This is a genomic window from Ruegeria sp. G10 (genome assembly GCF_056533645.1).
In genome coordinates this window covers 690,849-716,692 of the sequence record NZ_JBQFOQ010000001.1, presented here as the reverse complement: position 1 = coordinate 716,692, position 25,844 = coordinate 690,849, and the positions used below count along the sequence as shown (strand labels likewise).

At 55.8% G+C, this 25,844-nt stretch carries 22 protein-coding genes and 1 tRNA gene; 14 read left to right on the top strand and 9 right to left on the bottom strand.

Annotated elements, in window-relative coordinates:
- The first annotated feature begins 17 nt into the window (after nucleotides 1-17).
- The 4 genes from ACR0KM_RS03535 (at nucleotide 18) to ACR0KM_RS03520 (ending at nucleotide 3,204) form a co-directional block, all read left to right on the top strand.
- Entirely contained in the window at nucleotides 18-1,400 is a 1,383-nt protein-coding gene (locus ACR0KM_RS03535) for a sensor histidine kinase (protein ID WP_480856561.1), read from the top strand.
- A 64-nt stretch (nucleotides 1,401-1,464) separates the two neighbouring features.
- Nucleotides 1,465-1,541: transfer RNA gene (locus ACR0KM_RS03530), tRNA-Arg, on the top strand.
- Nucleotides 1,542-1,842: 301 nt separating this feature from the next.
- Nucleotides 1,843-2,052: a hypothetical protein gene (locus tag ACR0KM_RS03525; protein ID WP_480819122.1), complete on the top strand. Its 210-nt coding sequence runs from the start codon at nucleotides 1,843-1,845 to the stop codon at nucleotides 2,050-2,052.
- 234 nt (nucleotides 2,053-2,286) lie between these two features.
- Nucleotides 2,287-3,204: a class I SAM-dependent methyltransferase gene (locus tag ACR0KM_RS03520; protein WP_480856563.1), complete on the top strand. Its 918-nt coding sequence runs from the start codon at nucleotides 2,287-2,289 to the stop codon at nucleotides 3,202-3,204.
- 119 nt (nucleotides 3,205-3,323) lie between these two features.
- Here ACR0KM_RS03520 and ACR0KM_RS03515 read toward each other — a convergent pair whose 3' ends face one another.
- The 3 genes from ACR0KM_RS03515 to ACR0KM_RS03505 form a co-directional block, all read right to left on the bottom strand.
- Nucleotides 3,324-6,452, bottom strand: a complete 3,129-nt coding sequence (locus ACR0KM_RS03515) for an efflux RND transporter permease subunit (RefSeq protein ID WP_480856565.1) — start codon at nucleotides 6,450-6,452, stop codon at nucleotides 3,324-3,326.
- An 8-nt stretch (nucleotides 6,453-6,460) separates the two neighbouring features.
- A complete protein-coding gene (locus ACR0KM_RS03510; RefSeq protein WP_480856567.1) occupies nucleotides 6,461-7,564 on the bottom strand; it encodes an efflux RND transporter periplasmic adaptor subunit in 1,104 nt (367 codons plus the stop codon).
- A 109-nt stretch (nucleotides 7,565-7,673) separates the two neighbouring features.
- Nucleotides 7,674-8,153 carry a hypothetical protein gene (locus tag ACR0KM_RS03505; protein WP_480819126.1) on the bottom strand — a complete coding sequence of 160 codons (480 nt, stop codon included), beginning with the start codon at nucleotides 8,151-8,153 and terminating at the stop codon, nucleotides 7,674-7,676.
- A gap of 122 nt (nucleotides 8,154-8,275) precedes the next feature.
- On the opposite strand from ACR0KM_RS03505, the gene ACR0KM_RS03500 reads away from it, so the two are divergent.
- Together ACR0KM_RS03500 and ACR0KM_RS03495 are read left to right on the top strand one after the other, a co-directional pair.
- The gene (locus tag ACR0KM_RS03500; protein ID WP_480856569.1) at nucleotides 8,276-8,908 is read left to right on the top strand and encodes a hypothetical protein; all 633 of its coding nucleotides are present in this window, start codon (nucleotides 8,276-8,278) and stop codon (nucleotides 8,906-8,908) included.
- A gap of 181 nt (nucleotides 8,909-9,089) precedes the next feature.
- On the top strand, nucleotides 9,090-9,650 hold the full coding sequence (locus tag ACR0KM_RS03495) for a hypothetical protein (RefSeq protein ID WP_480856571.1): 561 nt from the start codon (nucleotides 9,090-9,092) through the stop codon (nucleotides 9,648-9,650).
- Nucleotides 9,651-9,773: 123 nt separating this feature from the next.
- Here ACR0KM_RS03495 and ACR0KM_RS03490 read toward each other — a convergent pair whose 3' ends face one another.
- The 5 genes from ACR0KM_RS03490 to ACR0KM_RS03470 all read right to left on the bottom strand — a co-directional run bounded on the left by ACR0KM_RS03490 (nucleotide 9,774) and on the right by ACR0KM_RS03470 (nucleotide 14,195).
- Nucleotides 9,774-10,769, bottom strand: coding sequence for a hypothetical protein (locus ACR0KM_RS03490; protein ID WP_480856573.1), 996 nt, complete (start codon nucleotides 10,767-10,769; stop codon nucleotides 9,774-9,776).
- A 98-nt stretch (nucleotides 10,770-10,867) separates the two neighbouring features.
- Nucleotides 10,868-11,137, bottom strand: coding sequence for a hypothetical protein (locus ACR0KM_RS03485; protein ID WP_480819130.1), 270 nt, complete (start codon nucleotides 11,135-11,137; stop codon nucleotides 10,868-10,870).
- 449 nt (nucleotides 11,138-11,586) lie between these two features.
- Nucleotides 11,587-12,072, bottom strand: a complete 486-nt coding sequence (locus tag ACR0KM_RS03480; RefSeq protein ID WP_480856574.1) for a hypothetical protein — start codon at nucleotides 12,070-12,072, stop codon at nucleotides 11,587-11,589.
- A 489-nt stretch (nucleotides 12,073-12,561) separates the two neighbouring features.
- Nucleotides 12,562-13,041, bottom strand: a complete 480-nt coding sequence (locus ACR0KM_RS03475) for a hypothetical protein (protein ID WP_480819132.1) — start codon at nucleotides 13,039-13,041, stop codon at nucleotides 12,562-12,564.
- Between the two features lie 392 nt (nucleotides 13,042-13,433).
- Nucleotides 13,434-14,195 (bottom strand): helix-turn-helix domain-containing protein, encoded by a 762-nt coding sequence (locus ACR0KM_RS03470; RefSeq protein WP_480856575.1) that lies wholly within the window; start codon nucleotides 14,193-14,195, stop codon nucleotides 13,434-13,436.
- Nucleotides 14,196-14,302: 107 nt separating this feature from the next.
- On the opposite strand from ACR0KM_RS03470, the gene ACR0KM_RS03465 reads away from it, so the two are divergent.
- From ACR0KM_RS03465 to ACR0KM_RS03445, 5 genes are all read left to right on the top strand, one after another.
- Entirely contained in the window at nucleotides 14,303-14,734 is a 432-nt protein-coding gene (locus ACR0KM_RS03465; RefSeq protein WP_480819134.1) for a hypothetical protein, read from the top strand.
- A 160-nt stretch (nucleotides 14,735-14,894) separates the two neighbouring features.
- Nucleotides 14,895-15,530 carry a DsbA family oxidoreductase gene (locus ACR0KM_RS03460; RefSeq protein ID WP_480856577.1) on the top strand — a complete coding sequence of 212 codons (636 nt, stop codon included), beginning with the start codon at nucleotides 14,895-14,897 and terminating at the stop codon, nucleotides 15,528-15,530.
- Nucleotides 15,531-15,617: 87 nt separating this feature from the next.
- The gene (locus tag ACR0KM_RS03455; protein ID WP_480856579.1) at nucleotides 15,618-16,514 is read left to right on the top strand and encodes a LysR family transcriptional regulator; all 897 of its coding nucleotides are present in this window, start codon (nucleotides 15,618-15,620) and stop codon (nucleotides 16,512-16,514) included.
- A gap of 142 nt (nucleotides 16,515-16,656) precedes the next feature.
- A complete protein-coding gene (locus ACR0KM_RS03450) occupies nucleotides 16,657-17,856 on the top strand; it encodes an efflux RND transporter periplasmic adaptor subunit (RefSeq protein ID WP_480856581.1) in 1,200 nt (399 codons plus the stop codon).
- Nucleotides 17,857-17,888: 32 nt separating this feature from the next.
- Nucleotides 17,889-21,068: an efflux RND transporter permease subunit gene (locus tag ACR0KM_RS03445; RefSeq protein WP_480856582.1), complete on the top strand. Its 3,180-nt coding sequence runs from the start codon at nucleotides 17,889-17,891 to the stop codon at nucleotides 21,066-21,068.
- 256 nt (nucleotides 21,069-21,324) lie between these two features.
- On the opposite strand, the gene ACR0KM_RS03440 is transcribed toward ACR0KM_RS03445, so the two are convergent.
- Nucleotides 21,325-22,524, bottom strand: coding sequence for an ROK family transcriptional regulator (locus ACR0KM_RS03440; RefSeq protein WP_480820043.1), 1,200 nt, complete (start codon nucleotides 22,522-22,524; stop codon nucleotides 21,325-21,327).
- Nucleotides 22,525-22,707: 183 nt separating this feature from the next.
- Between ACR0KM_RS03440 and ACR0KM_RS03435 the strand changes: the two genes are divergently transcribed.
- The 3 genes from ACR0KM_RS03435 to ACR0KM_RS03425 all read left to right on the top strand — a co-directional run bounded on the left by ACR0KM_RS03435 (nucleotide 22,708) and on the right by ACR0KM_RS03425 (nucleotide 25,699).
- Entirely contained in the window at nucleotides 22,708-23,727 is a 1,020-nt protein-coding gene (locus ACR0KM_RS03435) for a substrate-binding domain-containing protein (RefSeq protein ID WP_480819139.1), read from the top strand.
- A 119-nt stretch (nucleotides 23,728-23,846) separates the two neighbouring features.
- Nucleotides 23,847-24,917, top strand: a complete 1,071-nt coding sequence (locus ACR0KM_RS03430; protein ID WP_480819140.1) for an ABC transporter permease — start codon at nucleotides 23,847-23,849, stop codon at nucleotides 24,915-24,917.
- Complete coding sequence (locus ACR0KM_RS03425; protein WP_480819141.1) at nucleotides 24,917-25,699, top strand: ATP-binding cassette domain-containing protein; 783 nt, start codon at nucleotides 24,917-24,919, stop codon at nucleotides 25,697-25,699. The genes ACR0KM_RS03430 and ACR0KM_RS03425 overlap by 1 nt, the downstream gene beginning before the upstream one ends.
- Nucleotides 25,700-25,844: the final 145 nt, after the last annotated feature.

The window sequence follows — 25,844 nt, the reverse complement described above, 5'->3', positions numbered from 1 at the left end:
CCGAGGAGGAGCGTAAAGTGAACTCGCTGTCGGGCCGATTTCTGATCCTGACGACGGTCTTCGTGATGTTGGCCGAAATCCTGATCTTTGTGCCCTCGATCGCGCGGTTCCGCGAGGATTTCCTGCTGACCCGGCTTGAGCGCGCCCAGATCGCTTCGTTGGCGTTGCTGGCCGATGACATGCTGGCTGATGATCTGGAAGCCGAGTTGCTGGTGAACGCGGGCGTCTACAATGTCGTTCTGCGCCGCGATGAGGTGCGCCAGCTGATGCTGTCGTCGCCGATCCCGGACCGGGTCAACCAGACCTATGATCTGCGCGACGCCAGTGCCTGGGTGTTGATCCGCGATGCGACCTTGCGCTTTTTCACACCCGAGAACGAAGTCATCCGCGTGATCGGCGCCCCGGTAAAAGATGCGGGCTTGCTGATCGAAGTCACCATGGACAGCGATCCCTTGCGCATGGCCATGACGGATTATGGCCTGCGCATTCTGGGTCTTTCTTTTGTCATCTCGATCATTACGGCGTCGCTGCTGTTTTTGGCTGTGCGGGTGGTGCTGGTGCGACCCATCAAGGGGGTGGTGGGATACATGCAACGCTATGCCAGCGCGCCCGAGGATGCGCGCGGCATCATTTCCCCCAACTCCAAAGTAACCGAACTGCGCGAGGCGGAAGAGGCGTTGCAGATGTTGCAAACCGATCTAACCCAAGCGTTGAAGCAACGCGAAAGGCTGGCGCAATTGGGTGGGGCAGTTGCCAAGGTCAGCCATGATTTACGCAACATCCTGACATCGGCCCAGCTGTTCACCGACCGGATTGAGGCCAGCGATGACCCGCTGGTAGCGCGTATGGCGCCTAAACTGGTGAACTCGATCACCCGCGCGGTTTCCTTATGTGAAAGTACATTGGCCTTCGGTCGCGCCGAAGAACCGGCCCCCACGCTGACGATGGTGCCGCTGCATGATGTTGCCGCTGATGTCGTCGCCAGCGAGCAACTGGCGATTGCGGATGCCTGTGTGGAAATCCTCAATGACGTACCCGCCGAGCTTGTTGCCCGCGCCGACCCTGAGCAGATGTTCCGCGTTATCATGAACCTCGTGCGCAATGCCCGGCAGGCGCTGGTGGCAGCAGGCAAACCCGGCCGCATCACTGTTACCGCGTCTGAGCATGATACCAACTGGTGTATCGAGATCAGCGATACCGGCCCCGGCCTGCCGCCCAAAGCGCGCGAGAACCTGTTCACACCGTTTCAGGGCGGTGTCCGCAAGGGCGGCTCGGGTCTTGGGCTGGCTATTTCGCAAGAACTGGTCCGCGGGCACGGCGGAGAGCTGTTTTTGAAAGACACCGGGCCGAACGGAACCACCTTTGAAATAAGGCTTCCCCGAGGCGACGTGACTTTTTGATGATTTTTTGAAGAATCAGCTTGCACGTCCCCAGCCCGAGGTCTAAACAGCGCCTCACCAACGCGGACCGATAGCTCAGCTGGATAGAGTACTTGACTACGAATCAAGGGGTCGGGGGTTCGAATCCTCCTCGGTCCGCCACTGGTTTCCCCCCTAAAACACTGAAAATAAGTAACTTCTTGTTTCTGAGGTTCGAATCCGTCGCGGGATTTAAGCCGATCCCGCAACAAATCCCGCAACATTTGTGTTCAGTAGCCGTTCCTGACTTAGTTCAGAAATCCGTAGTCAATAGACGCTCGGCATCAGAAGGCTTTCCAAGTCAAATCGCAGCTTGAAGTTGAATGCCAGAATTAAGGCACGTTAATAACCGGTACATGCGAGATTAAGCAAAAGACCCGATCTATTCCTTGAACCAAGCGAAAAATCAAAGGGGGAATAGACTATGGCCTACACCGATTATGGCACTGGCAACGGTATCTTATCCAACCTCTTCGCTTCTGCCGATGAAAGGAAGGCGAGGCGTGAAAAGAATGCCGAATACAAAAGGAAAATGCGTGAAATCGACATGATGTCCGAGCGCGAGCTCTTGGACCTTGGTCGTTGTCGACGCGATATGAAAGATATTCTCTATCGCCACTATTTCGCGCGTTAACCAAGAAAGAGTGGTGAAATATACCAAGTTCACGTTCCTGCCTTACGTGATGCTCCACGACTGAGCATTGGCAGAAAGGGACGCTCCTAATTTAGACGTCACATATTCAATTCGACAGCACTCGCGTAGCCGCGTTTGAAATCAGAGCGGATATTTGTTCGCTCAATACTGGGCAACACTGAAAATGTGGCCTTTCTCGAAAGCTGACCGACTGCATAACTCGGAGTCAGAGCAATGTATGACGAAACCAAGACGGAAGCCGGTGACCCACGCGCTTTTTCCCGAGATGATCTGATCGAGATCGGCCTAAAGGCATCGGATCGCAAACTGCGTGATCAGGTACAAACTTGGGAGCGTTACACAGATGAAAAAACGGATGTAGCGTGCGATTTGATGCGCGGTGTCAAGTCACTCTTGCGCGAAAACCCAACAGATAAAGCCCTAAGAACCCTCTCTATAGGCTCAAGTGAAGAACCGCAGTTTCAACTGCTGCATGCGCTGTCCGACGGTGGACTGTGGCTCTATGATCGCGATCCCGAAGCGCTAGAAGCCGTAAGAAACCGCGTCGAGAGAACTCTGCTGAACAATGTTCATTTGGTGCAGGGTGATTTTCTGATTGATTTCACAAACGAAGTAGCCATCACCAACGCTTTGAGCAAGTATTTCGGTGGCGGGTCCTTTGACCTGATTACGCTCCACCATGCGCTGTATTATTGTCCAATCGAAATCTGGCCCCGTTTGGTGAACATGATTTGCACCCAGCTGTTGAACAGGCCGGGTAGAATGCACCTGGCGCTTATGTCATCTTCGACCGAGCGCTCCCATACAACTACCTGGCTTTACAATCGGTTTGCCGAAAAATTTCATGGTACGCGCAACAACCAGAATTTGCTTGATCTTCCATCGCAGATGCGAAGCTTAAATGGCTTGGATACGTTCCGGTTTTCTACTCGCAGCAATGCAGTCCGATGCCGTCCCAAAAGATTTGACGAGTTGATGGCAGTGGTTTGGATGATCATGCTCTATCCGTATGTTCATGATTTCAACGTCGACCAAAAGGTCGAGATAACGGAGTTTGTGCTGGATGAATTCTGGCTGACTGGGCGCGACCTCGTACAGCAGCAAGACTATCTGACGATCAGCACAGTGTAATGCGCTTGGTGTTCGTGCATGGGATGCACAGCCAAGAAATCCCCGGCTACTCAATCAACCTAGTAGCCCCGGCCGGGCGCCGACTTAGGAGAGGTTTACGACACTCCTGGCCCCGCTGGTCACGCCCGGGACCTGTGCTTTCCGATCCGTACCAGATACTCCCTGATCGATTGGAACGCTGCGTATAGCACCGGGATCATGAGCAGGCCGAGCGTGCTGTCGACGATCATCCCGAATAGGACCGGATAGCCAATGGATGTCCGCGCAGCGGCACCCGCGCCACTGGAAAGCACCAGAGGCAACACGCCGACGATGAAACACAGACCTGTCATCGTGACCGGACGGAATCGGATTTCTGCCGCCTTCAGCGCTGCGTCTTTGATGCTGGCTCCGCTCAGACGCTCTTGATTGGCAAATTCGACGACCATAATTGCTTTCTTCGCGGCCAAACCGATCAATAGCACCATGCCGACCTGCGCAAAGATATTGCTGGTCAAGAAGGGGTAATAGGCCAGTGGTATCAACGCACCTAGCAAAGCAAACACCGTCGAGGTCACAATGGACAGCGGCAGGACCCAGCTTTCGTACAGCACAACCAGGAAGAGGTAGGCCAATATCAAGGCGGATAGCATGATGTAAGGAACCAGACCTTGTGATTTGACCTCTTGCTGGGTCACACCAGACCATTCAATGCGGAACCCGTCGGGCAAGGTATCGTCGGCGATCTTCTGCATCGCGTTGATCCCGTCACCCGAACTGACAGATTCCGCGAGCTGGGCGCTGACCGAGGCGGCCGTGAACAGGTTGTATCGCGGGATCGAGTCCGGGGCGAGGACGGGTTCGCTTGTGATGAAGTTCCGCAGTGGCAACGACTCACCCGCGCTGTTTTTGACGTAGATATTGTCCACGTCTTCCAGGGTCTGCCGAAACGGGGCATCAGCCGAGATGATGACCCAATACACACGCTCTGACAGGATGAAGTTGTCCACGAAGTAGGAACTCAGGTTGGCCTGAAGCGCAGTAAAGATATCTGACACGTTTACGCCTAGCGCCTCGGCCCGGTCACGGTCCACCGACAAGCGGTACTGAGGCGTTTGGCCCGAGAAACTGCCATGTGCACGCACGAATTCAGGTGCGGCGTTCAGCGCGGTGACAAAGGCGTTCATCACCGAATCCAGCTGGCCACCATCGCCTTTTTCAAGATCCAGAAGCTCGACCGAAATGCCCCCGGTCGAACCCAGCCCGTGAATGGTCGGGAAGGGGAACACATAGCTTTCAGCCTGGGGCAGAGTGGCGAGTTGTTCGTCCAGTTTCTGCATGATGGCGTTCCAATGCAGATCCGGTGTTTTGCGCTGATCCCAGGGCGTCAGCGTCACGATTGCCATACCTGCATTCGATCGACCACCGGCCAGCATACTTGCACCTGAAACAGTCGTGACCGTGTCTACGCCCGGGGTCTTCTCGATGAGTTCCCCGGCCTCGGCCATAAACGCCTGCGTGCGCTGCAGCGAGGCACCGTCAGGAAGCTGCATCGCTGCAAGCAGTACACCATTGTCTTCCTGCGGGATCAGGCCGGTCGGCACGGTCTTGAACAAGTAAGCCGTGGCACCGACGCATGCTGCGAATACGATCAGCGACACGACCATATAGCGCAGCATCAGGGACACAAGTTTCACGTAAAGCCGCCTGATCGCGCCCACAACCGCGGGGACAAAGCGCAGGGGTCCGATCGGTTTGGTTCCCGACTTCAGGACCATCGCGCACAACACCGGCGCCAAGGTCAGAGCATTCACAGCGGACAGAACGAACGCAAAGATAATGGTTGCGGCGAACTGGTAATAGATGGTTCCGGTCACGCCGGGAAAGAAACACACCGGGACAAAAACCGCGCCGAGAACAAAGGTCGTCGCGATAATTGGCCGGTTCACCTGCGCCATTGCCTTGAGCGTGGCTTCACGCGGACCAAGGTCTTCTTCGCTGGCGATGCGCTCGGCGTTTTCGACAATGATGATCGCATCGTCGACGACCAGGGTAATCGCCAGCACCAGGGCGAACAATGTGATCATGTTGGCGCTGAACCCGATGGTATAAATCAACGCGACCGCCCCCAGCAGCGACACAGGGATCGCGATGGCGGGCACGATGGTGGCCCTGAAGCTGGCCAGGAAGAAGAATGTCACCGCGATCACCAAACCGGCGGTCAAAGCGAGCGTTTTCAGGATGTCCTCGATTGAAACGCGAACGGCATCGGTGGCGTCATAAGTGATCTCATACGAGACGCCGTCTGGGAACTTCTTCGAAAGCTCACCCATCAGGCTTTGAATGCTATCCGAAATCTCCAGCGCGTTAGCCGTGCTTTCCTGATGCACGGCAATCGCAGCAGTGTCTTTCCCGTCCAGCTGAGAAGACCCGGAGTACGTGGCCGAGCCCAGCTCGATACGCGCGACATCCTCAAGCCGTGTAACCGATCCGTCGTCGCCAGTTGCGACGATGATCCGCCCGAACTCATCGGCGTCCCTCAGCAACCCCTCGGCTCGCAGCTTGAACTGAAAGTCGGTACGTGCATCGCCAAACGGAGGGGCACCAACCTGCCCGGCCGCGGCCGCAACATTCTGGTTTTCAATCGCATCGGCAATCTCGGCCGCAGTAATGTTCAGCGCGGCCATGCGTACCGGGTCAATCCAAACCCGCATGCTGTATTCCAGCTGACCAAATTGCGAGACCCCGCCCACCCCAGGCAAGCGCTGCAATGGATCATGCAGGAAGTTGGCGGCATAATTGCTCAGATACAGCTCGTCCCGCGACCCGTCGGGAGAGGTGAGGTTGATCACAAGGATCATGTTGCCCGATTGTTTGGTGACTTCGATACCTTGCTGTTGAACCACGGCGGGCAGCGCCGAGCTTGCCAGTGCGATCCTGTTCTGAACCTCGACCGCCGCGACGTTGGGATCAGTCCCCAATTCGAAAGATACGCTTAGGTCATAACTGCCATCGTTCGAGCTGGTGGATTGCATGTACAACATGCCTTCGATGCCGTTCACGCGCTCTTCGATCGGGGTGGCTATGGCTTCCTGGATCACCTGTGCATCGGCACCGGGATAGTTTGCCGAAACATAGACCTGAGGTGGGGTGATGTTCGGGTATTCCGAGATCGGTATCAGGCGTACACAGACTGCGCCAAACAGCACCATCAGGATAGCGATTACAGCGGCAAAATGCGGACGGTTGATGAAATAATGAGAGATCAAGCCCGTCCCTAACCTTGGCTATCAACCGCTTTCACGACCAACCCATCGTGAATTTTCTGCAACCCCTGCACAACAACGCGATCCCCTTCTTTCAGGCCCTTCGTCACTTGCGTTTGGGTGGCTGTCTGAACGCCAATCTCAATATCGGTGCGATGAACCGTGTCTTTATCGTCCACCGAGAATACAAAATACCCTTTGTTGTCGAACTGGACGGAATTGCGCGGCACAGTCAGCACTTTGGCGTCTTCTGACCCGCTCAGGCCAACGACAACAAATTGGCCCGGGATCAGCAGGCCATCCGGGTTGGCAAACGTGGCTCTGAGTTCGACTGTATCCGTATCCTGGCCGACATTGGGGCCGACGTAGGTCACCTTGCCTGCTGTCGCATAGGCCTGACCATCGGCCAGTGTGATCTGGGTCGTCAGCTTGATATCTGTCGGGGTGATCGACCCGTTCCGACGCTCGCGCAGCAGCACCGGCTCGCTGACGAAAAAGCTGACCAGTATCGGGTCAATGCTGGTGACGGTCGCCAGCACACCGCTATCAGAGCTAACGAGGTTGCCAGCATCCACGGCAGACAGTCCGATACGCCCATCCAGGGGGCTGGTGATTTCTGTGTATCCAAGATCAATCTGCGCAATTTTCAAAGCGGCTGCGGCCTCATCCACCGCAGCCTGCCCCTCGGCAAAGGTCGCGCTGGCGGTATCCAGAACGGATTGAGCTATATCGCCCTTGTCAAAGAGGGCCTGTTGCCGGTCCAGCTCGGTCTTGTCGCTGGCAGCAGCAGCTTGCGCGCTTTTCAACGCCGCCTGCGCACTGGCGACGCTGGCCTCATAGCTTTGCTTTTCGATCCTGAAAAGGACGTCGCCCTCGGAAACCACGCCGCCTTCGGCAAAATTCACTTCTTGCAGCACGCCTTCGACGCGGGCCTGTAGATCAACGCTTTGATCCGCTACCACGCGCCCGACAAATTCATCCTGTTTCTGGACCTCATTCATCGATGCAGTCGCAACGACAACACTGGGCGGCGTCGGAGAGGATGATTGCGCCATAGCCGCATTCGCTAGCCCGAATGTAACGAGGGACAAAAGTATCAGGTTTGTGCGTTTCATCCCGCGCTCGACAATCTGGAAGCGAAATCTCATACGTCTACTATTCATTGCGGTTTACCAAGGCGCAACGCAAATCTGGGTGCGCTTTGGAAGTGCTGTAACCCGGCACTCATCCTGTTCCAGGCAATCCGCCAAACGGACCTGAGTAAGGTTCGGACCACCAACCGTCGATGACCATCACGGCGTTTGACATCATTCCGACCGGCTCACCTTCAATAATTGAGTAGGTATATTCTAGCGTGTCGCCAACGGATTTGGGTGCCGAGATCTCAACGATCACAACATGCGCTTTTCCATCTATTTCACCAGACAGCGCTGCGTTCGGAGGGTTTACCGCAAAGCTGTCTTTGCCGAATTTCCAAACATCCAGAAAATGATCCACCGAAATCACGCCCGCGTCGCGATAGGGGCGATCGGCGAACACCGAGACCGCATCATCGACCCCATGCAGCACCAGTTTTCCATCAGCCAATTCGACTGTGTTTGCGGTTTCGACGAACAGATAGCTTTTGTTGGCGGCGTTATCCGCCAGCGCCGTGGACGCAACCAGAGCGCCTAACCCGATGAATAAGAATGGGGCCGCTTTCATACCAATTCCTTTTTTATGTCTGACGTGTTTCTCGCGTTCATTCTGCGGCGAACATTTGGGCCTATGTGCCACAACTCAACCTTAGTGCTAAATTAATAATCGTTAACCCCGTCTTGTAATGTATGCGTGACAGACAATTTATTGGGGTAAGCGGCACTGCCAATACACTACCACCTAAGCTCATTACTTTTTTCGTCGGAAACAGCCACAGTTCAATAAAGGGGCACGTCATGAAGCGCTTGTTCAATTCCATAGCGACAGTCATTTTGGTCGCTGGATCAGCTGGCGTTGCAGCCGCACAATCGGCGGAAAAGGACGATGGCGAAGCCTTGTTTGTTCAGCATGCGGCCTCGGCCACATTATCAGACGGGGTTTTGACGCTGAGCGATATCGACTCTCACATGATTGCATTCACTGACCGCCCGATGCGCGCCGCTGCTTCAATTCCAACGGCAAACCTGATTGAAGTCTGGACCAAAGGCCAAGACAGTTTCGCCGATGATCCGCCGAACGCTGTTTTGGTCGGCCAAGCAAATGGCGAACCGACCTCGGTTGTTGTCGAGCTGACAAATCCCAAGCTCAGCGATGGCACGCTGGTTTTTGACTACAAGGTTCTTGAAGGGCAGGATTCCATCGTGCTGGAGGACAGTTATTTCGTCATTGATGAAACCCCATGGGGCGACGTGCTTTGGTCGATCGACATGATTGACGGGAATCCGAACGACGCGCAGGCCCTCGAGGCGACAAATGAGTGAGCGTTTCTGACGACGCGCACGTTAAGTCGCCACGCTCATCAAATGAACGCAGTCCAGGTTGAAAAAGTAGAGGCGAAAGCAGTCTCGATAAGTCTAGAGTTGAGCAACGCCGCCCGACACACCCCTTGGAATACGCGACGCAAAATCGAATTTCTACCGATCTGAAAAGAATGGAGAACCAATGACACACATACTGAAAGTGCTTCACGCTTCACTCGCTACCTTGGCTATCGGAGCGGCCCCCTCTTTTGCGGCGAACGACGAAGACCCGGCGAAGGAAACTTATCTATTTGTTCAGCATTCCGACACGGCGACGATGGAGGATGGTATTCTGACCCTTCTGGATGCGGATCCGCATATGGTGATTTTTGCAGACCGGCCTTATCGCGCTGCAGCAACCGTACCCAGTGCCGATATGATAAAAGGCTGGGGGGAAGGTCACGACAGCTTTGCCAGCGATCCACCGAACGCAGCGCTCATCGGGCAATCGGACGGGAAACCGGTATCAGTCGTTGTCGAATTGACTGAGCCCAAGCTAATCGATGGGAATCTGACCTTTAGATATACTGTTTTGGAAGGTGCAGAGACGCAGTCGTTGCAAGACAGTTATGTCGTAATCGACTCCAGCCCTTCCTACTTCTTCAAAGGCTGGGCGGACTTGGGTTCTCTTGTGACCGGAAACTCATCATCCTTGGTCCCGTTCGAGCAGGACATCGGTGCTGCACCACAAGTCAAAAACTGATAAAGCCAGATCGCATGATCTTTGGTGCTTGGCGCTACCCAATTCCAAAGCCTTGATGTTTTGAAAAGGGGTAGCCCGGCACCATCTTGTGGCCACGGCAAGTCCCGCGCAATACCGATTGGCTCAGTCCTTGGGAGAGACCGCAAGCTTCCGATCAGTCATCTCACCGGAATAGTCGACAACCGTAGGGACCTGAGAGCAATACCAAAGTGGTGGTGATACCATCCCGTCTGCTGTCTGGGCCTGCGGGGTCGGCAAAGACGGGAAGAGCTTGGAAAATCCGGCCGCCGGGAATGTGACTGACGAACACATCGCCAACGCATGAAGAACGGTTGTGACCCGTGCATGTTCAACGACCTGACCAAAAGTTCTCGCATTCGGCAAACTCATGGCATTTGCGAGTTCCTGACCGAACAGCGGTGCTGAAATGTCTATGTTGAAATTCGATGCTTGCTCACTTCCGGCTGATGTAAGGACATAGTCGATCCTTTCACTATCCGAGGCCAGTTGGTGAAAGGATTCAAAAACCAAGTTGCTCGAGCAGGAATCTAGAATAAGGGCGACGCGCCCCGGAATCGTCTCCAGTGCGCTCACGAGCTCGCCCGCAGGAAGCCAGTCCTTCTGGGCGATCGCCAGTACCGGCACGGTGGGCTCTTCCTTGGTCCAGAAGACCAACAAATCCTCGCCGGGGTTTGACACTCGATTATTGACATCCCGGATCGTCTGATCGGGGTTGTAGTAATCCGCCCACTGATAGAACGCGTCCCCGTGCAGGATAAGATACACGATCAAACGGTCCTCGGGTTTTATCTTGGCACTCAGATCGTCAATGTTTTTCAGAACATTAACGCCGGTCGAGTGTTCGTCGACAAGTGAAACGACGTTGTCAGCGCTGATCCCGAGACCCGATTTGAAATTCGTCACAATCGAGTCGACACCGTTCCTGCAGGCCTCGACCGGAATATGGGTCCGATAGGGCGGACAAACCCCGATCGCCAACAGATAGGTTTCACCGTCCTCAGCCTCGGCCGATGTTGCGTCGGATTGCTGCGCCTGAACCGGTCCCGCGATGAATGCGAAACATAGCAATACCGCATGAACCAAGCGTATGATCGACATAATCCGCCCTCGCAGTTGAATAACGCAACAGTACCCGCGCATTGGGAAAGCATCACCGGGGCTGAATGGCCGATTGACGCTATTTCCCCGGGGGTGGCTCAGTTGTTATCGGTCGTGGTTTCAGCACCATTGGTGGTCGGATTTGAACTTGCGACCTCTTGCACTGTTCCACCAATGGCCGAGCATGCCTCGTCGGTCTGCGCTATCACTGCGACGTCCGGACTTGCGTCCCCGCTATCTGTCGCCGCAGTCGATTTCACCATGCAAACAACCGGGCGTGGGGCTGCAGCCGCTTGTCCGGCATCCTGACTGGCTGCTGGTGCCTGAGGCTGTGGATAAGGCAGCACCGGGGCGTAGACGGGAACCATCCTGTATCCAACAATCGGCGGGCCATATGAGTGCAGCGGCGCGCCTAGCGCAACGGGCCCTGTAACCGGCCATCCAGAAGCTGCCCCGCCCCATCCATACTGAGTTTCCCCAACGCTTGGGCCGATCGTACCCCAGCTTGGCACGCCGGCCGTATAAAATGGCCAACCGGGCAACCCGCCCCATCCGTATTGCGTTTCGCCAACGCTTGGGCCCGCGTTGCTATACCCGGGCAGCCCACCCCAGCCATACTGCGTCTCGCCCTCCGTAGGACCCGCGATGGCCTGTGGTGCCGTGGCACCTACCAGAAGCCCCGTGATTGCAACGCATGTCAGTCGCTTCAAAGTAAGGTACATTTGCAAACTCTCTTAATGGTTGATCGGTTGTATCAAGTTCTGGCGAAACCGCATTCGCTTGTGATGTTAGCGTTGTGGCGACTCATAACCCGTATTTAGCCGCCAATGTCACTCCAATTACCCGTCATCAGGCAGTACGACGTTCCGGTGATACAGATGTCGTCGATGATCAGTGCTGCGTTTTGCATCTCTCCAACCTCGGGGCCGGCCAGCTGTTTGACGGTGAAGCTGAGCGTGTCATTCTCGTGTTTTGGCTCCCTCAACTCTAGGACGAGTCCAACTTCAGCGCCATCGACTACGCCTGTCAGTGCGGCGTTGGGTGGATCGGAGGCCAGATCGTCAGATCCCTTGGACCAGTTCTCCATCATATCTGACAACGAAAGGGTTTTTGTGTCACGATAGGGGCGATCTGAAAACGCTAGAACCGACCCGTCTATCCCGCTGAGCGTAAGAACGTCTCCTGCGATCTGCGCAGTTTGGGCAAGCTCAACGATCAGAAAACTCTCAGGTTTTTGATCCTGAGCCAGTACAGAGCTTCCGGCAATTACAGTAAACACTGCTGCAAGTACGGTTGATTTCATTAGTTCGTTTCTCCGTCAAATCGGGGCCACAGCCAATGTGCGGGGCCTCAGGGTTTGTGGTATGCAAATCGCAAAGAACGACTATTAACGTCGATTGGTAACTTCCTTTGCGTCAACTAGCAATTGTTCCAACATTAATTTTGCTTTGGAAAGCTCAGACGCCATCAAACTGATGTGCGTTTGATAGGCGCGTCGGTTCAAAATGGTGCAGGATGGCGGTGATTTGCAGCGCGCGTCGCAATGGCCCGGCGACCAAATCTGTGTCTTGATTGGTCAAGCCGAGGCCGCATGACAGGGCCGCTCAAAGTCAAAACCACGTCGAACAGACGTGGTTTTGACGCTCGGCCTGCGCACAATCGAAAGTTGCTTTGTGGGCGCGTACGTTAGATCCTGCTGCAATACCATCCTGAGTATCGCCCCAGCACCGGCATCGCTTTTTCCCCAAAGCGGGTAATTCTGCACTCCGCTACTTCGGAGTTTTGGCGGGGATCAATTGTTGCAGTCTTCACCCCACGAAGCCCAACATTGAAACGTATAATAAATAGAGTCGACAACCAGCGAGACGGACTCGAGCTGTGTTACATCTGTTCCATGCAACGCCTCGTAGTCAAAGGTCAGAGCATCATTCTCTAGCTTAGGATTGCTGAGGGTGACAATCATACCAACTTGCTTGCCAGCGCTCATACCGGACAAGGCTGCGTTGGGCGGATCAGACGCAAAGCTGTTTTCGCCGTGGCCCCAGTTCTCCACGATCGATTCAACAGACATATTCATCGCGTCGCGATAAGGTCGGTCTGTGAACAGAGTGATCTGATCATCAATCCCGGTCAGGACCAATTGACCGTTTTCGAGCGTGGCGTTTTCGGCAACTTCCATCAAAAGCCAACTCTTCGCGTCTTCGGCCGCAACCTGTACGGGGCACAATGCGATGCCCATTCCGATCCCTGCAAGAAACAAGCGAGTTTTCACGTTAGTCTCCTATACGAATTCTTGTTTATGAAGCTGTCAGTTATGTTCCTTCATAGTTTATGGGGCACATCGCTTTGCAACTGCAAGTTACGAATTCTTAAACTCCCACTGCAAGAGTACGCTCCGACTGCAGCCCTTTTGAGTTGTGCGACATTTGGAGGGGCTGAAATTGAACGAGCGCCCAGCCGCAAAACCAAGTCTCTAAGAAAGAAGAATTTGCGATCATTTAGCCAGATTAACAGCAGCAGGCAGCGCAGTTCTACAAGAACACTCTCAGGGATCACTTTTCTCAAACCTATTCGCCCGGGCCAGGTGACTGCTTTGTAGACCCCGATAGAATCCGCCGGGCGATGCCCAGAGCACCCATGAGCCATGTTAATCGCCTCAAAAGCCTACGACCCTGCGGCGGCATGCATCTGTTCAAATGCGGTTTGGGTCGCCGTGTCGCTTGGAAAATACAGTTCGACTTTCAAACCATCGAGCAGAAGGTCTTCCGGTGTCCCGAACTGAGAAATGGTCGCGAACATCGACAGGCGCAAATCACCGTGCTTTAGAACAGTCGGGATGACCGGCCCGGGCGTGATAGATTTTGGCTGCGGAACGCCCAGCAAGTATTCGATCACGGCTTCGAATTCGGGCACGCCACCCGAAGCCGCGTTCTCCGTCCGAAGTCGCGTCGCTACGCTATGGGCGACCTCTGCCCAGTTCTCGACGTACTCCGGCAGCGCGCTCATCATCATCAGATCCAACATGCTGTCTCCGACACCGATGCCAAACAGGTCGAAGAGCGCAAGCGCTGTCGTGTTCGCCTCTCGGATCGTCCACAACCGATCAACGGCCAACCCTGGATAGGGCGCGTGCCGCTCCAACTGCCATTGAACCGCGCGGCGTATCGGGGCCATTTCAGAGGTGTTCCAATCGCGACCTTGATAGCGAATGGCAAAGCCTGCGTTTGTCAGCATCTGATTGCGGGCATCAAGCGGAAGTTTCAGCGCCTCACCCAACCGTATGACCATCTCGCGGCTGGGATTGGCGCGCCCAGTTTCCAGGAATGATAGATGCCGCGTGGAAATCTGCGCCTCCATGGCCAGGTCAAGCTGACTGAGACGGCGCGACGCGCGCCAGGTTTTCAGTGCGTTTGCAAATTCGGTCATTCCATAGTGTTAACCGACACCACGACTAAGTGCACTTACCTCTGAGGTAATTGCAGCAGTTACGGGACCGCCGATAGTGTCCAGACGAAACATTGAATAGGGTCACCATGAACACACACGCTGTACACAAGTTCTGGCTGAAGATTTCGGCGATTGTCATCGGTTTTTTTGGGCCGGCGCTGATACTTGGTACAATCCCGGCTACGAATGAGCCAGCCAGGCTCGGCCTTGATATCCTGACCTGGCCCATCGACGGCTTCCCGGACTACCAGTCAGAGGAAATCCGTTTTCTGTCGGCGCTCGCAGGCGGATTCCTGATTGGTTGGGCGGTGATGGTCTGGACGCTTTCGACAATGGCCTACGATCACGCGCCGGAAGCGGTGCGAAAGTCGCTGGTTTATGGTGCTTGTGCATGGTTTGCCGCTGACAGTTTTGGCTCGGTTGCCTCCGGACACTGGCAGAACGTTCTTTGGAACACTCTTATTCTGCTTTTGGCTGTTGGTCCGATGTGGCGGCCCGCCGAAGCTTCTTCCCGCTAATCAGCGCACGTCGCCATTTTCTGTTAATTTGGTCTCTAACGAATTGCGCAGGATTAGTCGTTGCGTTCAGTGCAACGGTAATCGCGACTTTTTACCAATTCTGATCTGACGCGCCCAACCCAACCTTGCATGTCATAACCACAGCGCAAGAGGTGATACCATGTCAGAGCTTCATCCTATCGTTATCGACATCTGGTCAGACTACGTCTGTCCTTACTGCTATCTCGAATTACCGGTGCTTGACGCATTGAGGGCCGAAAGCGAGCACCCGATTACCGTGAACTGGCACGCGTTTGAACTGCGTCCCTACCCAAACCCAACGCTCGACCCCGACGGTGGCTACTTGCGCGATGTCTGGGGCCGCTCTGTCTATCCGCTGGCGGAAGAGCGTGGGCTGCCCCTGAAACTGCCGCCGGTTCAGCCCTATAGCAAGGATGCGTTGGCCGCTGCCGAATACGTCAAAGAAACCCCGCATTTCGACAGGTTCCATAGGGCGATGTTCAAGGCTTTCTTCGAAGACGGGCGGGACATTGGATCGCGCGAAGTGATCGAAGATGTGGCGAGGCGGGTAGGTCTCGACCCTGTGGCGATATCTGACGCCATCGACCACGGTGATTACGGGGCGCGGGTGGATGGCTCGCTGCGCCAAGGTCTTGCCCTCGGTGTCCAGGGCGTCCCGTCGATTTTTCTGACAGACACTGTCACAGGGCGGAAGCTGCGGTTACCGGGTGCTGCGAACCTTGCCACCTTCAAAGCAGGCTTGGCTCAACTGAACGCGTCCGATCAGGCCGCATGACCAATGAGGCCTCGGCGCGCCTTTGCACACAGGGTTGCTGTTATCAGTTGTTGACAAAGGATGCGCGACTGACGGCAATTAGCGGTCATGGATAACCTGTCGGACCTCAAACTGTTTGTCCGCGTCGCTTTGACAGAAAGCTTCGCAGCGGCGGCGCGTATTGAAGGAATGACCAGTTCTGCCGTCTCAAAAGCTGTTCAGCGTGTCGAGGCCGACGTCGGCGCAAAGCTGTTCTCGCGTACCACGCGCTCGGTCGCGCTGACCGTGGAAGGTGAACGGCTACTGGAGGGTGCGCGAAAGCTGCTGGATGATGCCGAGAGTCTGAAAACCGAATTCACGGATAGTTTGGACGAGCCCAGGGGAAAACTGGTAGTTTCGGCGTCTGCCGTTTTTGGGCGGATGTGGCTGACGCAGCGGGTGTTGTCGTTCATGTGCCGCTACAAGCATGTCGAGGTGGAGCTTCGCTTTGAGGACCGGATTGTCGATCTGGCTTCCGAGGGGATTGATGTCGCCATTCGTATCGGTGAACTGGGTGACAGTGCCAATCTGGTCGCACGAAAGCTGTTCGATGATGTCATCCACACTGTCGCGGCACCGTCTTATGTAAAACGCTACGGGCACCCACAGCGAATACCTGATCTGGAAGCACATCGGGGCATACATTATCGCGCTCAGAACACAGGACGGTTGTTTCCTTTCATATTCGAGTGTGAAGGCAATGTGGTGCGCCGGACGCTTGATCCGGTCCTGATCGGAAATGATATCGACGCGATCCACCAAGCTGCAGAGGCCGGTCTTGGGATTGCACAACTACCGACTTACTTGATCCTTGAATCCTTGGAAAAAGGCCGGTTGGTGGAAGTGATGCAGGAGGTCCGGATGGACAGATTTCCCTACTCCATCGTCTATCTCGACCGCAGACTCGTCGCCCCGCGCGTCAGGGCGTTCGTGGATTTCCTCGTGTCAAACCCTCCAAGCTTTTGAAGATAATAGATTATCTGGCGTCGCTTCAATTGCGTCCTGACGGGAAATAGTGATGGTCCTGCCAACTGGCTACACGAGCGGGTACTAAAAGCGACATTCTACCCACAACCCCGGGCTATTGCCCAATGGTGAGGATAGAATGATGTCATACAAAGGTTCCCTATTTTCCGGTATCGCGATCGGCGCCGCTGTTGCCGCCGGTCTTTGGTACGGAGCGAGCAAATTTGAACTTCCCAGTTTTGTAGCTGCGGCGCAGGCCTCCGCACCCGCTGCAGCACCTGTTGCGCCGACGGTTGAGGTTTTTCTGGCGGAAAGACGTGATGTGGATGCTTGGGACGAGTTCACTGGCCGGTTCCAAGCGGTGGACGAAGTTTTGGTCCGCGCCCGCGTGTCCGGACACCTGGACAACGTGCATTTTAAGTCCGGCCAGATCATTCAGAAGGGCGATTTGCTTTTCTCGATTGACCCGCGTCCTTATCGGGCGATCTTGTCAGACGCTCAGGCCGGCCTGACCGAAGCCGAAGCAGCTGCCGAGCTTAGTCGGGCCGAACTTGCGCGGGCTGAAAGCCTGCGCGAACAAGGCCATATCAGTCAGTCCGTTCTGGACACGCGGAGACAGAACGCGGCGATTGCGAAGGCCAGTGTAGCCTCGGCCAAGGCAGCGATCGAACGCGCACAGCTGGACCTTGAATTCACGCAAATTCATGCGCCGGTCACGGGGCGGATATCCGACGATTTTGTAAGCGAAGGTAATTTGGTTTCTGCGGGCTCTACCTCAACCCCACTGACAACGATCGTTTCCATCGATCCGATTCATTTCGTCTTTGACGTGACCGAACAGCAATATCTTGACTATATGCGCCTTCACGACGAGGCAGGTTTTCGCGGCGTTGCCGGTGATCTGCCGGTCGAGATCAAGCTCACCGGGGCCGCGGATTTCGAGTATCCCGGCCAGATCGATTTTGTCGACAACCGGCTGGATGCAAGCACTGGGACCCTGAGGGGCCATGCGGTGCTGAACAACACTGATGGCCTTCTGGTGCCCGGAATGTTCGGGCGTATGCGGATGGCCGCCGAGACAGATGCGCAAGGCATTGTCATCCCAGAACAGGCAATCAACTCGGATCAGGCCGCCAAGTTCGTCTGGGTTGTCGATGCTGACAATGCGGTCAGCCGCCGCGATGTCGTTCTTCATGATCGTCATGATGGATTGCGTGTTGTCGAGGGTCTGGATGCGGGTGAGCAGGTGGTTGTCAGCGGGCTGCATATGATTGCCGCTGGTGCGAAAGTGCAGGTTCACCAGACATCACAGACAGAAACGACCAAGGTCGCGTCGCGCTGAGCGCGAGGCAAAATTCAGGTGAGGACATTCCAATGAAACTGCCCCATTTCTTTATTGACCGACCAATATTTGCGATTGTGATTTCCGCATTTATCACCATCGTCGGAGCTCTGAGCTATTTCACGCTGCCGGTCGCGCAGTACCCCGAGGTTGCACCTCCGACGGTGCAGGTGCGCGCGCAGTACCCCGGTGCTTCTGCAGAGACGATTGCGCAAACGGTTGCAACACCGCTTGAACAGCAGATCAACGGCGTGGAAGGGATGCTCTATCTGTCGTCGCAAGCGACCGGGGACGGGAATCTGACAATCACCGTCACGTTTGAACTGGGCACTGATCTGGATGCAGCACAGGTTCTGGTTCAGAACCGGGTCGCGATTGCCGAGCCGCGCCTGCCGGAAACCGTACGCCGCCTTGGTGTGATCACGCAAAAGGCGTCTCCGGATTTGTTGCTGGTTGTGCATATGTTCTCGCCGGATGCCTCACGCGATGCACTGTACATCACCAACGCGGCGCAACGCGTGCGCGATGAGCTGACGCGGCTTGGTGGTGTCGGCGACGTGACCCTGTTCGGTGCGCGGGATTACTCCATGCGCATCTGGCTGGATCCCGAACGCATCGCCGCGCTCGATATGACCCCGGGCGAAGTGATCTCGGCCCTGCGGAGCCAGAACGCACAGGTCGCATCCGGCCTTCTGAACCAGCAACCGACGCCGGATGCTGCGGATTTTGAGGTATCGGTGCAAACGGCGGGCCGTTTGACCGACGTATCCGAGTTCGAACGGATCATCGTGAAACGCTGGGATGAAGGCCGGATCGTACGCCTGTCCGACATCGCGCGCATCGAACTGGGTGCTGCGAACTATACGACACGTGCCTATCTCAATAAGGATGCCGCTGTCGCGATGGTAGTGAACCAGCGTCCCGGCACCAATGCACTTGCAACCGCCGCCGATGTGCTTGAAACGGTCGAGCGGTTGAGCCAGGACTTTCCCGAAGGTCTGGCCTATGACGTGATCTATAACCCGACCGAATACATTCAGGCGTCGATTGATGCGGTTGTCAAAACCATGATCGAAGCCGTCGTTTTGGTTGTGGCAGTGATCCTGCTGTTCTTGGGCACATGGCGTGCCGCTGTGACACCCATTCTTGCAATCCCTGTATCGTTGGTTGGCACATTCGCGGTCATGTCGGCACTGGGGTATTCGATCAACAACCTGTCGCTGTTCGGGCTGGTCCTTGCGGTGGGTATCGTTGTTGACGATGCGATCATCGTAGTCGAAGGGATTGACAAACACATCCGCAACGGCGCGTCGCCGCGCGACGCAGCACGTAAGACGATGACCGAAGTCTCTGGTGCACTGGTTGCGACCTCTCTGGTCCTCGCAGCGGTGTTTATCCCGACAGCAGCCGTTGCCGGTATTTCGGGCGAGTTCTATCGTCAGTTCGCCGTCACAATCACCGCTGCCACTGCGATATCTCTGCTGGTGTCGCTGACCCTGTCGCCGTCGCTGGCCGCGATGCTGCTGAAGCCTCATGCTGAACAGAAGCCCGGCCTGCTGGTGCGTCCGGTGGTCTTTGCATTGTCCAAGTTTGACGCTGGCTTTAATCGCGCGTCCAACGGCTATGCCTGGGCCACCCGCCGGTTGGTTCGTGTGCCAGCCATCATGCTGAGCCTGTTTGCCGGCCTTCTGTTGCTGACGGATGCGCAATTCTCGAAGGTTCCGGGTGGCTTCGTTCCTGAGCAGGATCAGGGGTATTACATCACAGTCGTCCAACTGCCTCCGGGTGCATCGCTGGAACGTACGGACAAGGTCGTTCGCCACGCGGTTGATGAATTGCTTGAGATCAAAGGCGTGGAAAACGCCGCTGTCTTCTCTGGCTTCAACGGTGCGACCTTCACCACTGAATCCAACACCGGCGTGATTTTCTTTGCCACCGCACCGTTTGAAAATCGTAAGGCACAGGGCGTAAAGGCCGAAGAAGTTCTGGCCGAAGCCCGCCAGCGCATGGCAAGTATCGACGATGCGGCGATCTTTGTCATCGCGCCCCCGCCAGTGCGCGGAATCGGGACCGGTGGCGGATTCAAGATGATGCTGCAGGACACGGGCAATGTCGGTCCGGTTGCGCTGGAACAAGCCGCGCGTGCCTTGTCTGCTGAGGCCAACGCAGATCCCGGACTGGTCGCTGTCTTCTCGCTCTATTCCACCGGCAACCCACGTGTCTGGGCCGAGATCGATCGTGAACGCGCCGAGATGCTGAACGTGCCGGTTGCCAATATCAACGAAGCGTTGGAGGTCTATCTTGGGTCGTCTTATGTGAATGACTTCAACCTGTTTGGCCGCACCTATACCGTGGTTGCACAAGCGGATGCCCAGTTCCGCGAAACCGCCGAGGATGTCGCGCGTTTACGTACCCGGTCTGACGATGGTGCCATGGTGCCTCTTGGAGCTGTGGCAAGCTTTGAGGATACAACTGGCCCGCTACGCCAGCCGCGCTACAACCTCTTCCCCGCGGCCGCCGTGCAAGGCCAGACGATGCCGGGTGTGTCCTCAGCGGAAGCTCTGGAGCGCATGGAGAAACTGGCCGACCAGATTCTGCCCGCCGGTATCAGCTATGAATGGACCGAGCTGAGCTATCAGGAGAAGAATACAGACGACGCCGCGCTGCTTGTGTTTGGTTTCGCCGTACTCTTCGTGTTCCTTGTTCTGGCCGCACAGTATGAAAGCTGGGCTTTGCCGGCAGCCGTTATCCTGATCGTGCCGATGGTACTTCTGTCTGCGATCACCGGGGTATGGATTGCCGGGCTGGATAACAACATACTTGTTCAGATTGGGTTTGTCGTGCTCGTTGCACTGGCCTCAAAGAACGCGATCCTGATTGTCGAGTTCGCGCGCCAGGCCGAGGATCAGGGTTTGGATCGCTGGCAGGCTGCGGTTCAGGCGGCTCAAACCCGGCTGCGTCCGATCATCATGACCTCGCTCGCATTCATTCTGGGCGTTGTGCCGCTGATGGTCGCAACCGGTGCAGGCGCTGAGATGCGCCAGGCGCTTGGTGTCTCGGTCTTCTCGGGCATGTTGGGCGTCACGGTGTTCGGACTGCTGTTCACACCGATGTTCTATGTTGCGTTGCGCGCGGTCGAAGAGCGTCTCTTTCGCAAAAAGGCAACACCGGATGTGACGATAAAAGAGGCGTTGAAATATCAAAGCGTCTGACCCTCACCTTCAGATGCCTTGATCAGGCCCGCCACATCGTGTGGCGGGCCTAGTCTGTTTGGCACACCTGTCTGGTTGCAGGCCAAAACTTGGTCCGGCAAGCAACACGCCGCATCACTGCGCGTAGAAATTTCGGTCATAGCGGCCAAGGGCAAATATTTACGCGGGGCGCTGTCCTCAGTGAGCGCGCAGACACCGTCGTAGGGGGTATCGGTATCGCGAGATGCCTGGGTGGCGCAAACTGGAATGAGGTCGTCTACATCCCAGAAAGACCCGCATTCGTGTTCAAAAGAAACTGACGGAAAATCGGGCTGCTCGCGGCTCCGATACCTCGCGCGTTTTCTCCAATCGCGGCTGCTTCCACAACAGGAGGAATCAAACCGCGTTTGTCCTGGTTTGCCAAATACCGGCGCACGCGGGCGACAAGCTCGTCCCGAACGTCGGTCGGGAAAGCCCCGTCGATGAAAATAGCCTCGAAGTCGATGACGGCGCAGATCGACAGCGCCGCCTTTGCCAGTTCCTGTGCGGTGGTTCCGATCCACGGCTCGACATAACGTGAGATGCTGCTCCAATCCTGCGGCTTGTTCCAGAGAATCCTGGGATCAACACCGGCTTCGATTAACCTATCCTCAAGCAGGAACAACGAGGCGGTGTCGATCAATTGCTGGCTTTCACCCAGAGGACCGGTTGTACGCATGGCACCCAGAGCACCCGCATTGCCTTGGTTGCCTTCAAATACGGTGCCGTTCAGTGCGACACCGCCACCGATCATCGAACCGATAAAGAAATAGAAATAGTCACGGTATTCGGCCCCGCGGCCATACAGATGCTCGGCACGACACGCGGCGGTTGCGTCATTCACAACAAAAACCGGTAGGTCAGTGAATTTGGCAACTTCCGAGAAGAAGTTGACATTTCTCCATGAGCTGAACTTTCTTGCAGCAATTCCCGTAAGGTCGTGCCATTTCCAAAGCTCGAACGGGGTACCGATCCCGATACCGCAGACTCGGTCGCGCAACCTTTGGGGCTCGCGGGCCAAAAGCGTTTCCAAACCGGTTTCGAGAAATCCGAAAATCACATCGGGCAGGGGATAGTCGTAGGCCGTTGTCAGCTGGTGGCGGGGCTTGCCCGTAAAGTCAATCAACAGAAGATCGGCACTGCGCCGTCCGATTTTCATCCCCACAGACAGGATGCCTTCGGGGTTGAGTTCCATCGGAACCGAGGGCTTGCCAACTTTTCCACGCAAAGGGGTTCCGCGTTTGAGAATCTGGTCTTTTTCGAGCTTGCGTAAAATGATCGATACTGTCTGCGGAGACAGCCCCGTCAGCCGTGCGACATCTGCGCCTGCTGTAGGTCCATGTCGTTGTAAAACGGTCAAAATCAGACGTTCGTTGTGGTCACGAACACCGCTTTGACTGACCCCGCCGGTCAGGATTTTGAGCGCCTCTTTCTCCATAACTCTGAACATAAACGCGTTGTTTTCTTATGAAAAGACGCTCGGGAAAATTAATAAATAAACTTTATTTATTTATTGACACAGAGACCAGAATCACGGTTTCTTGAACAGGACCTTCATTGGAGGATGGAGGCACGTCTTGCGGGCACGCTGGCGAGGCGAAATCTATTTTGGGAGGACAACATGAGAAATCTACTCACGCTTGCCGCATCAGCGACGGTGCTGACGATGGCGGCTGCATCTGCTCAGGCGGCCGGAGAAACCGTATGTCTGATCACCAAGACAGACACCAATCCTTTCTTTGTCAAAATGAAGGAAGGCGCGACTGCCAAAGCAGAAGAGTTGGGCATGACGCTCAAGGCGTTCGCTGGCAAGGTTGATGGCGACCATGAAACGCAGGTCCAGGCCATCGAAACCTGCATTCTCGATGGCGCCAAGGGTATTTTGCTGACGGCCTCTGACACAAGCTCGATCGTGCCTGCCGTTCAGCAGGCGCGGGACGCAGGCGTGTTGGTCATTGCGCTGGATACGCCGCTCAGCCCGATTGACTCTGCCGACGCAACTTTTGCGACGGACAACTACAAGGCGGGTTTGCTGATCGGCCAATGGGCCAAAGCCAAGATGGGCGATGCAGCGGCCGACGCAAAAATTGCCACCCTTGATCTGAACGTCAGCCAGCCGACGGTGGATGTTCTGCGCAATCAGGGCTTTCTGGATGGTTTCGGCGTAGACCTGGCGGACCCGAATGTCATTGGTGATGAAACCGATGCGCGTCTGGTTGGCAGCGATGTCACAGATGGCAACGAGGAAGGCGGCCGTCGTGCGATGGAAAACCTTCTGGCCAAGGACCCCTCGATCAATGTTGTGCACACGATCAACGAACCCGCTGCAGCAGGGGCCTACGAGGCGCTGAAATCCATCGGGCGTGAGAACGACGTCCTGATCGTTTCGGTCGATGGGGGTTGCCCCGGCGTTCAAAACGTCGAAGCCGGAGTGATCGGAGCCACAAGCCAGCAATATCCGCTGTTGATGGCATCGCTAGGGGTTGAAGCCGTGAAGAAGTGGGCCGACGAGGGCGTGAAGCCTGAAAACACGCCCGGCAAGGACTTCTATGACACGGGTGTTGCGCTTATCACCGACCAGCCCGTTGATGGTGTAGAGTCGCTTTCGGTCGCAGAAGGTCTTGATCTCTGCTGGGGCTGATACCGCCCTTTCATGGTGAGGCGTATCAGAGCGCCTCATCATTCCGTTCACCAGCAAACTGAAACTTCCTGTACACTGATTTCGTGGGGGCTATTGCAGGCCACGAAAAAGGGGGAGATATGTCCGAAGCAAACCAAAGCGCCCAGGAATTCGAAGCCGCCGCCAGCAAAACGGAAACAGTGGCAGAGTTTGAGGATCATCGGCGTGGTGTTCTGGGGAAGTTGCAGCATCTTCTCCATGTCAATCCGTCCTTCGTTCCGCTGATCGTCCTGATTGGGGCGATAGCGATCTTTGGCCTTCTGCTGGGTTCAAAATTCTTCTCACCCTTCGCGATGACCCTGATCCTGCAACAGGTTCAGATTGTCGGCATCGTGGCCGCAGCGCAAAGCCTGGTCATTCTGACCGCAGGCATCGATCTGAGCGTTGGTGCGATCATGGTTTTTTCGTCCGTGATCATGGGCCAGTTCACATTCCGATACGGTATCCCGGTCCCCGTTGCGGTGATGTGTGGACTTGCAATGGGAACCCTGATCGGTGCCCTCAACGGCTGGCTTGTCAGCCGCGTGAAACTTCCGCCGTTTATCGTCACGCTTGGGATGTGGCAGATCGTGCTGGCCACAAATTTCCTGTACTCTGCGAATGAGACCATTCGCAGTCAGGATATCGAGGCCAACGCGCCGTTCCTTCAGTTCTTTGGCACCAAATTCAGTGTCGGCGGCGCGACCTTTACAGTCGGCGTCATCTTTATGCTCGTTTTGATTTTTGTGCTGGCCTACGCGCTCAAACACACGGCCTGGGGCCGGCATGTCTATGCCGTGGGTGACGACCCCGAGGCCGCCGAACTGTCGGGTGTCAATGTCCACAGAACGCTGATGTCGGTCTATATGCTCTCGGGTTTGATCTGTGCGTTTGCGGGATGGGCTCTGATTGGGCGCATCGGATCGGTGTCACCGACATCGGGCCAGTTGGCCAATATCGAAAGCATCACCGCAGTGGTGATCGGTGGTATCTCATTGTTTGGCGGGCGGGGGTCCATTCTGGGGTCGCTGTTCGGGGCGCTGATCGTCGGCGTGTTCACCCTGGGGCTGAGATTGCTGGGCGCGGATGCGCAGTGGACCTTCCTGCTGATCGGTCTTCTCATCATCGCAGCGGTCGCGGTCGACCAGTGGATCAGAAAGGTATCGGGCTAATGTCAGACACAACACCAGTCGTCCAGGGCCGCGGGATCGTGAAGCGCTATGGCCACGTCACCGCAATCGATCATTCCGACTTTGAGCTGCGGCAAGGTGAAATCCTTGCGGTGATCGGGGACAACGGCGCAGGCAAATCTTCCATCGTCAAGGCGATCTGCGGTGCCACGATTCCGGACGAAGGCGAAATCCTGATCGAGGGGGAAAAGGTAAACTTCTCCTCTCCTATCGACGCGCGGAATATGGGTATCGAGATTGTCTATCAGCAACTGGCAATGTCGCCGGCGCTGTCGATTGCAGACAATATGTTCATGGGTCGCGAAATCCGAAAGCCGGGTTTCATGGGGCGGTATCTGCGTCAACTCGACCGTCCCGCTATGGAGAAATTCGCGCGCGAAAAACTGACTGAACTTGGGTTGATGACGGTGCAGTCGATCAATCAGGCTGTCGAGACGCTGTCAGGTGGTCAACGGCAGGGTGTCGCGGTTGCGCGTGCCGCGGCCTTTGCGACCAAGTTCATCATCATGGACGAACCGACCGCCGCATTGGGCGTAAAAGAAAGTCGCAAGGTGCTGGAGCTTATCCAGGATGTGCGCGCCCGAGGCATACCGATCATCCTGATCAGCCATAACATGCCGCATGTATTTGAGGTTGCCGACCGTATTCACGTGCATCGGCTGGGCAAACGGCTTTGCACGATTGATCCCAAAGACTACACGATGTCGGATGCAGTGGCTTTCATGACCGGGGCCAAAGAGCCCCCGAAAGAAGACGCCGCCTGATCCGGCGAAATCAAGAATGTGCTGGCGGTTTGATCGGTCCTTGGCCACCCGGCTGGGAAAAGGTCAGTCCGGATATCGTTTTGTTTTCTGTACGATGCACCTGCGCCTGCGACGGAAGTAAGTTGATCCCGCCTCGGTGAGGGTC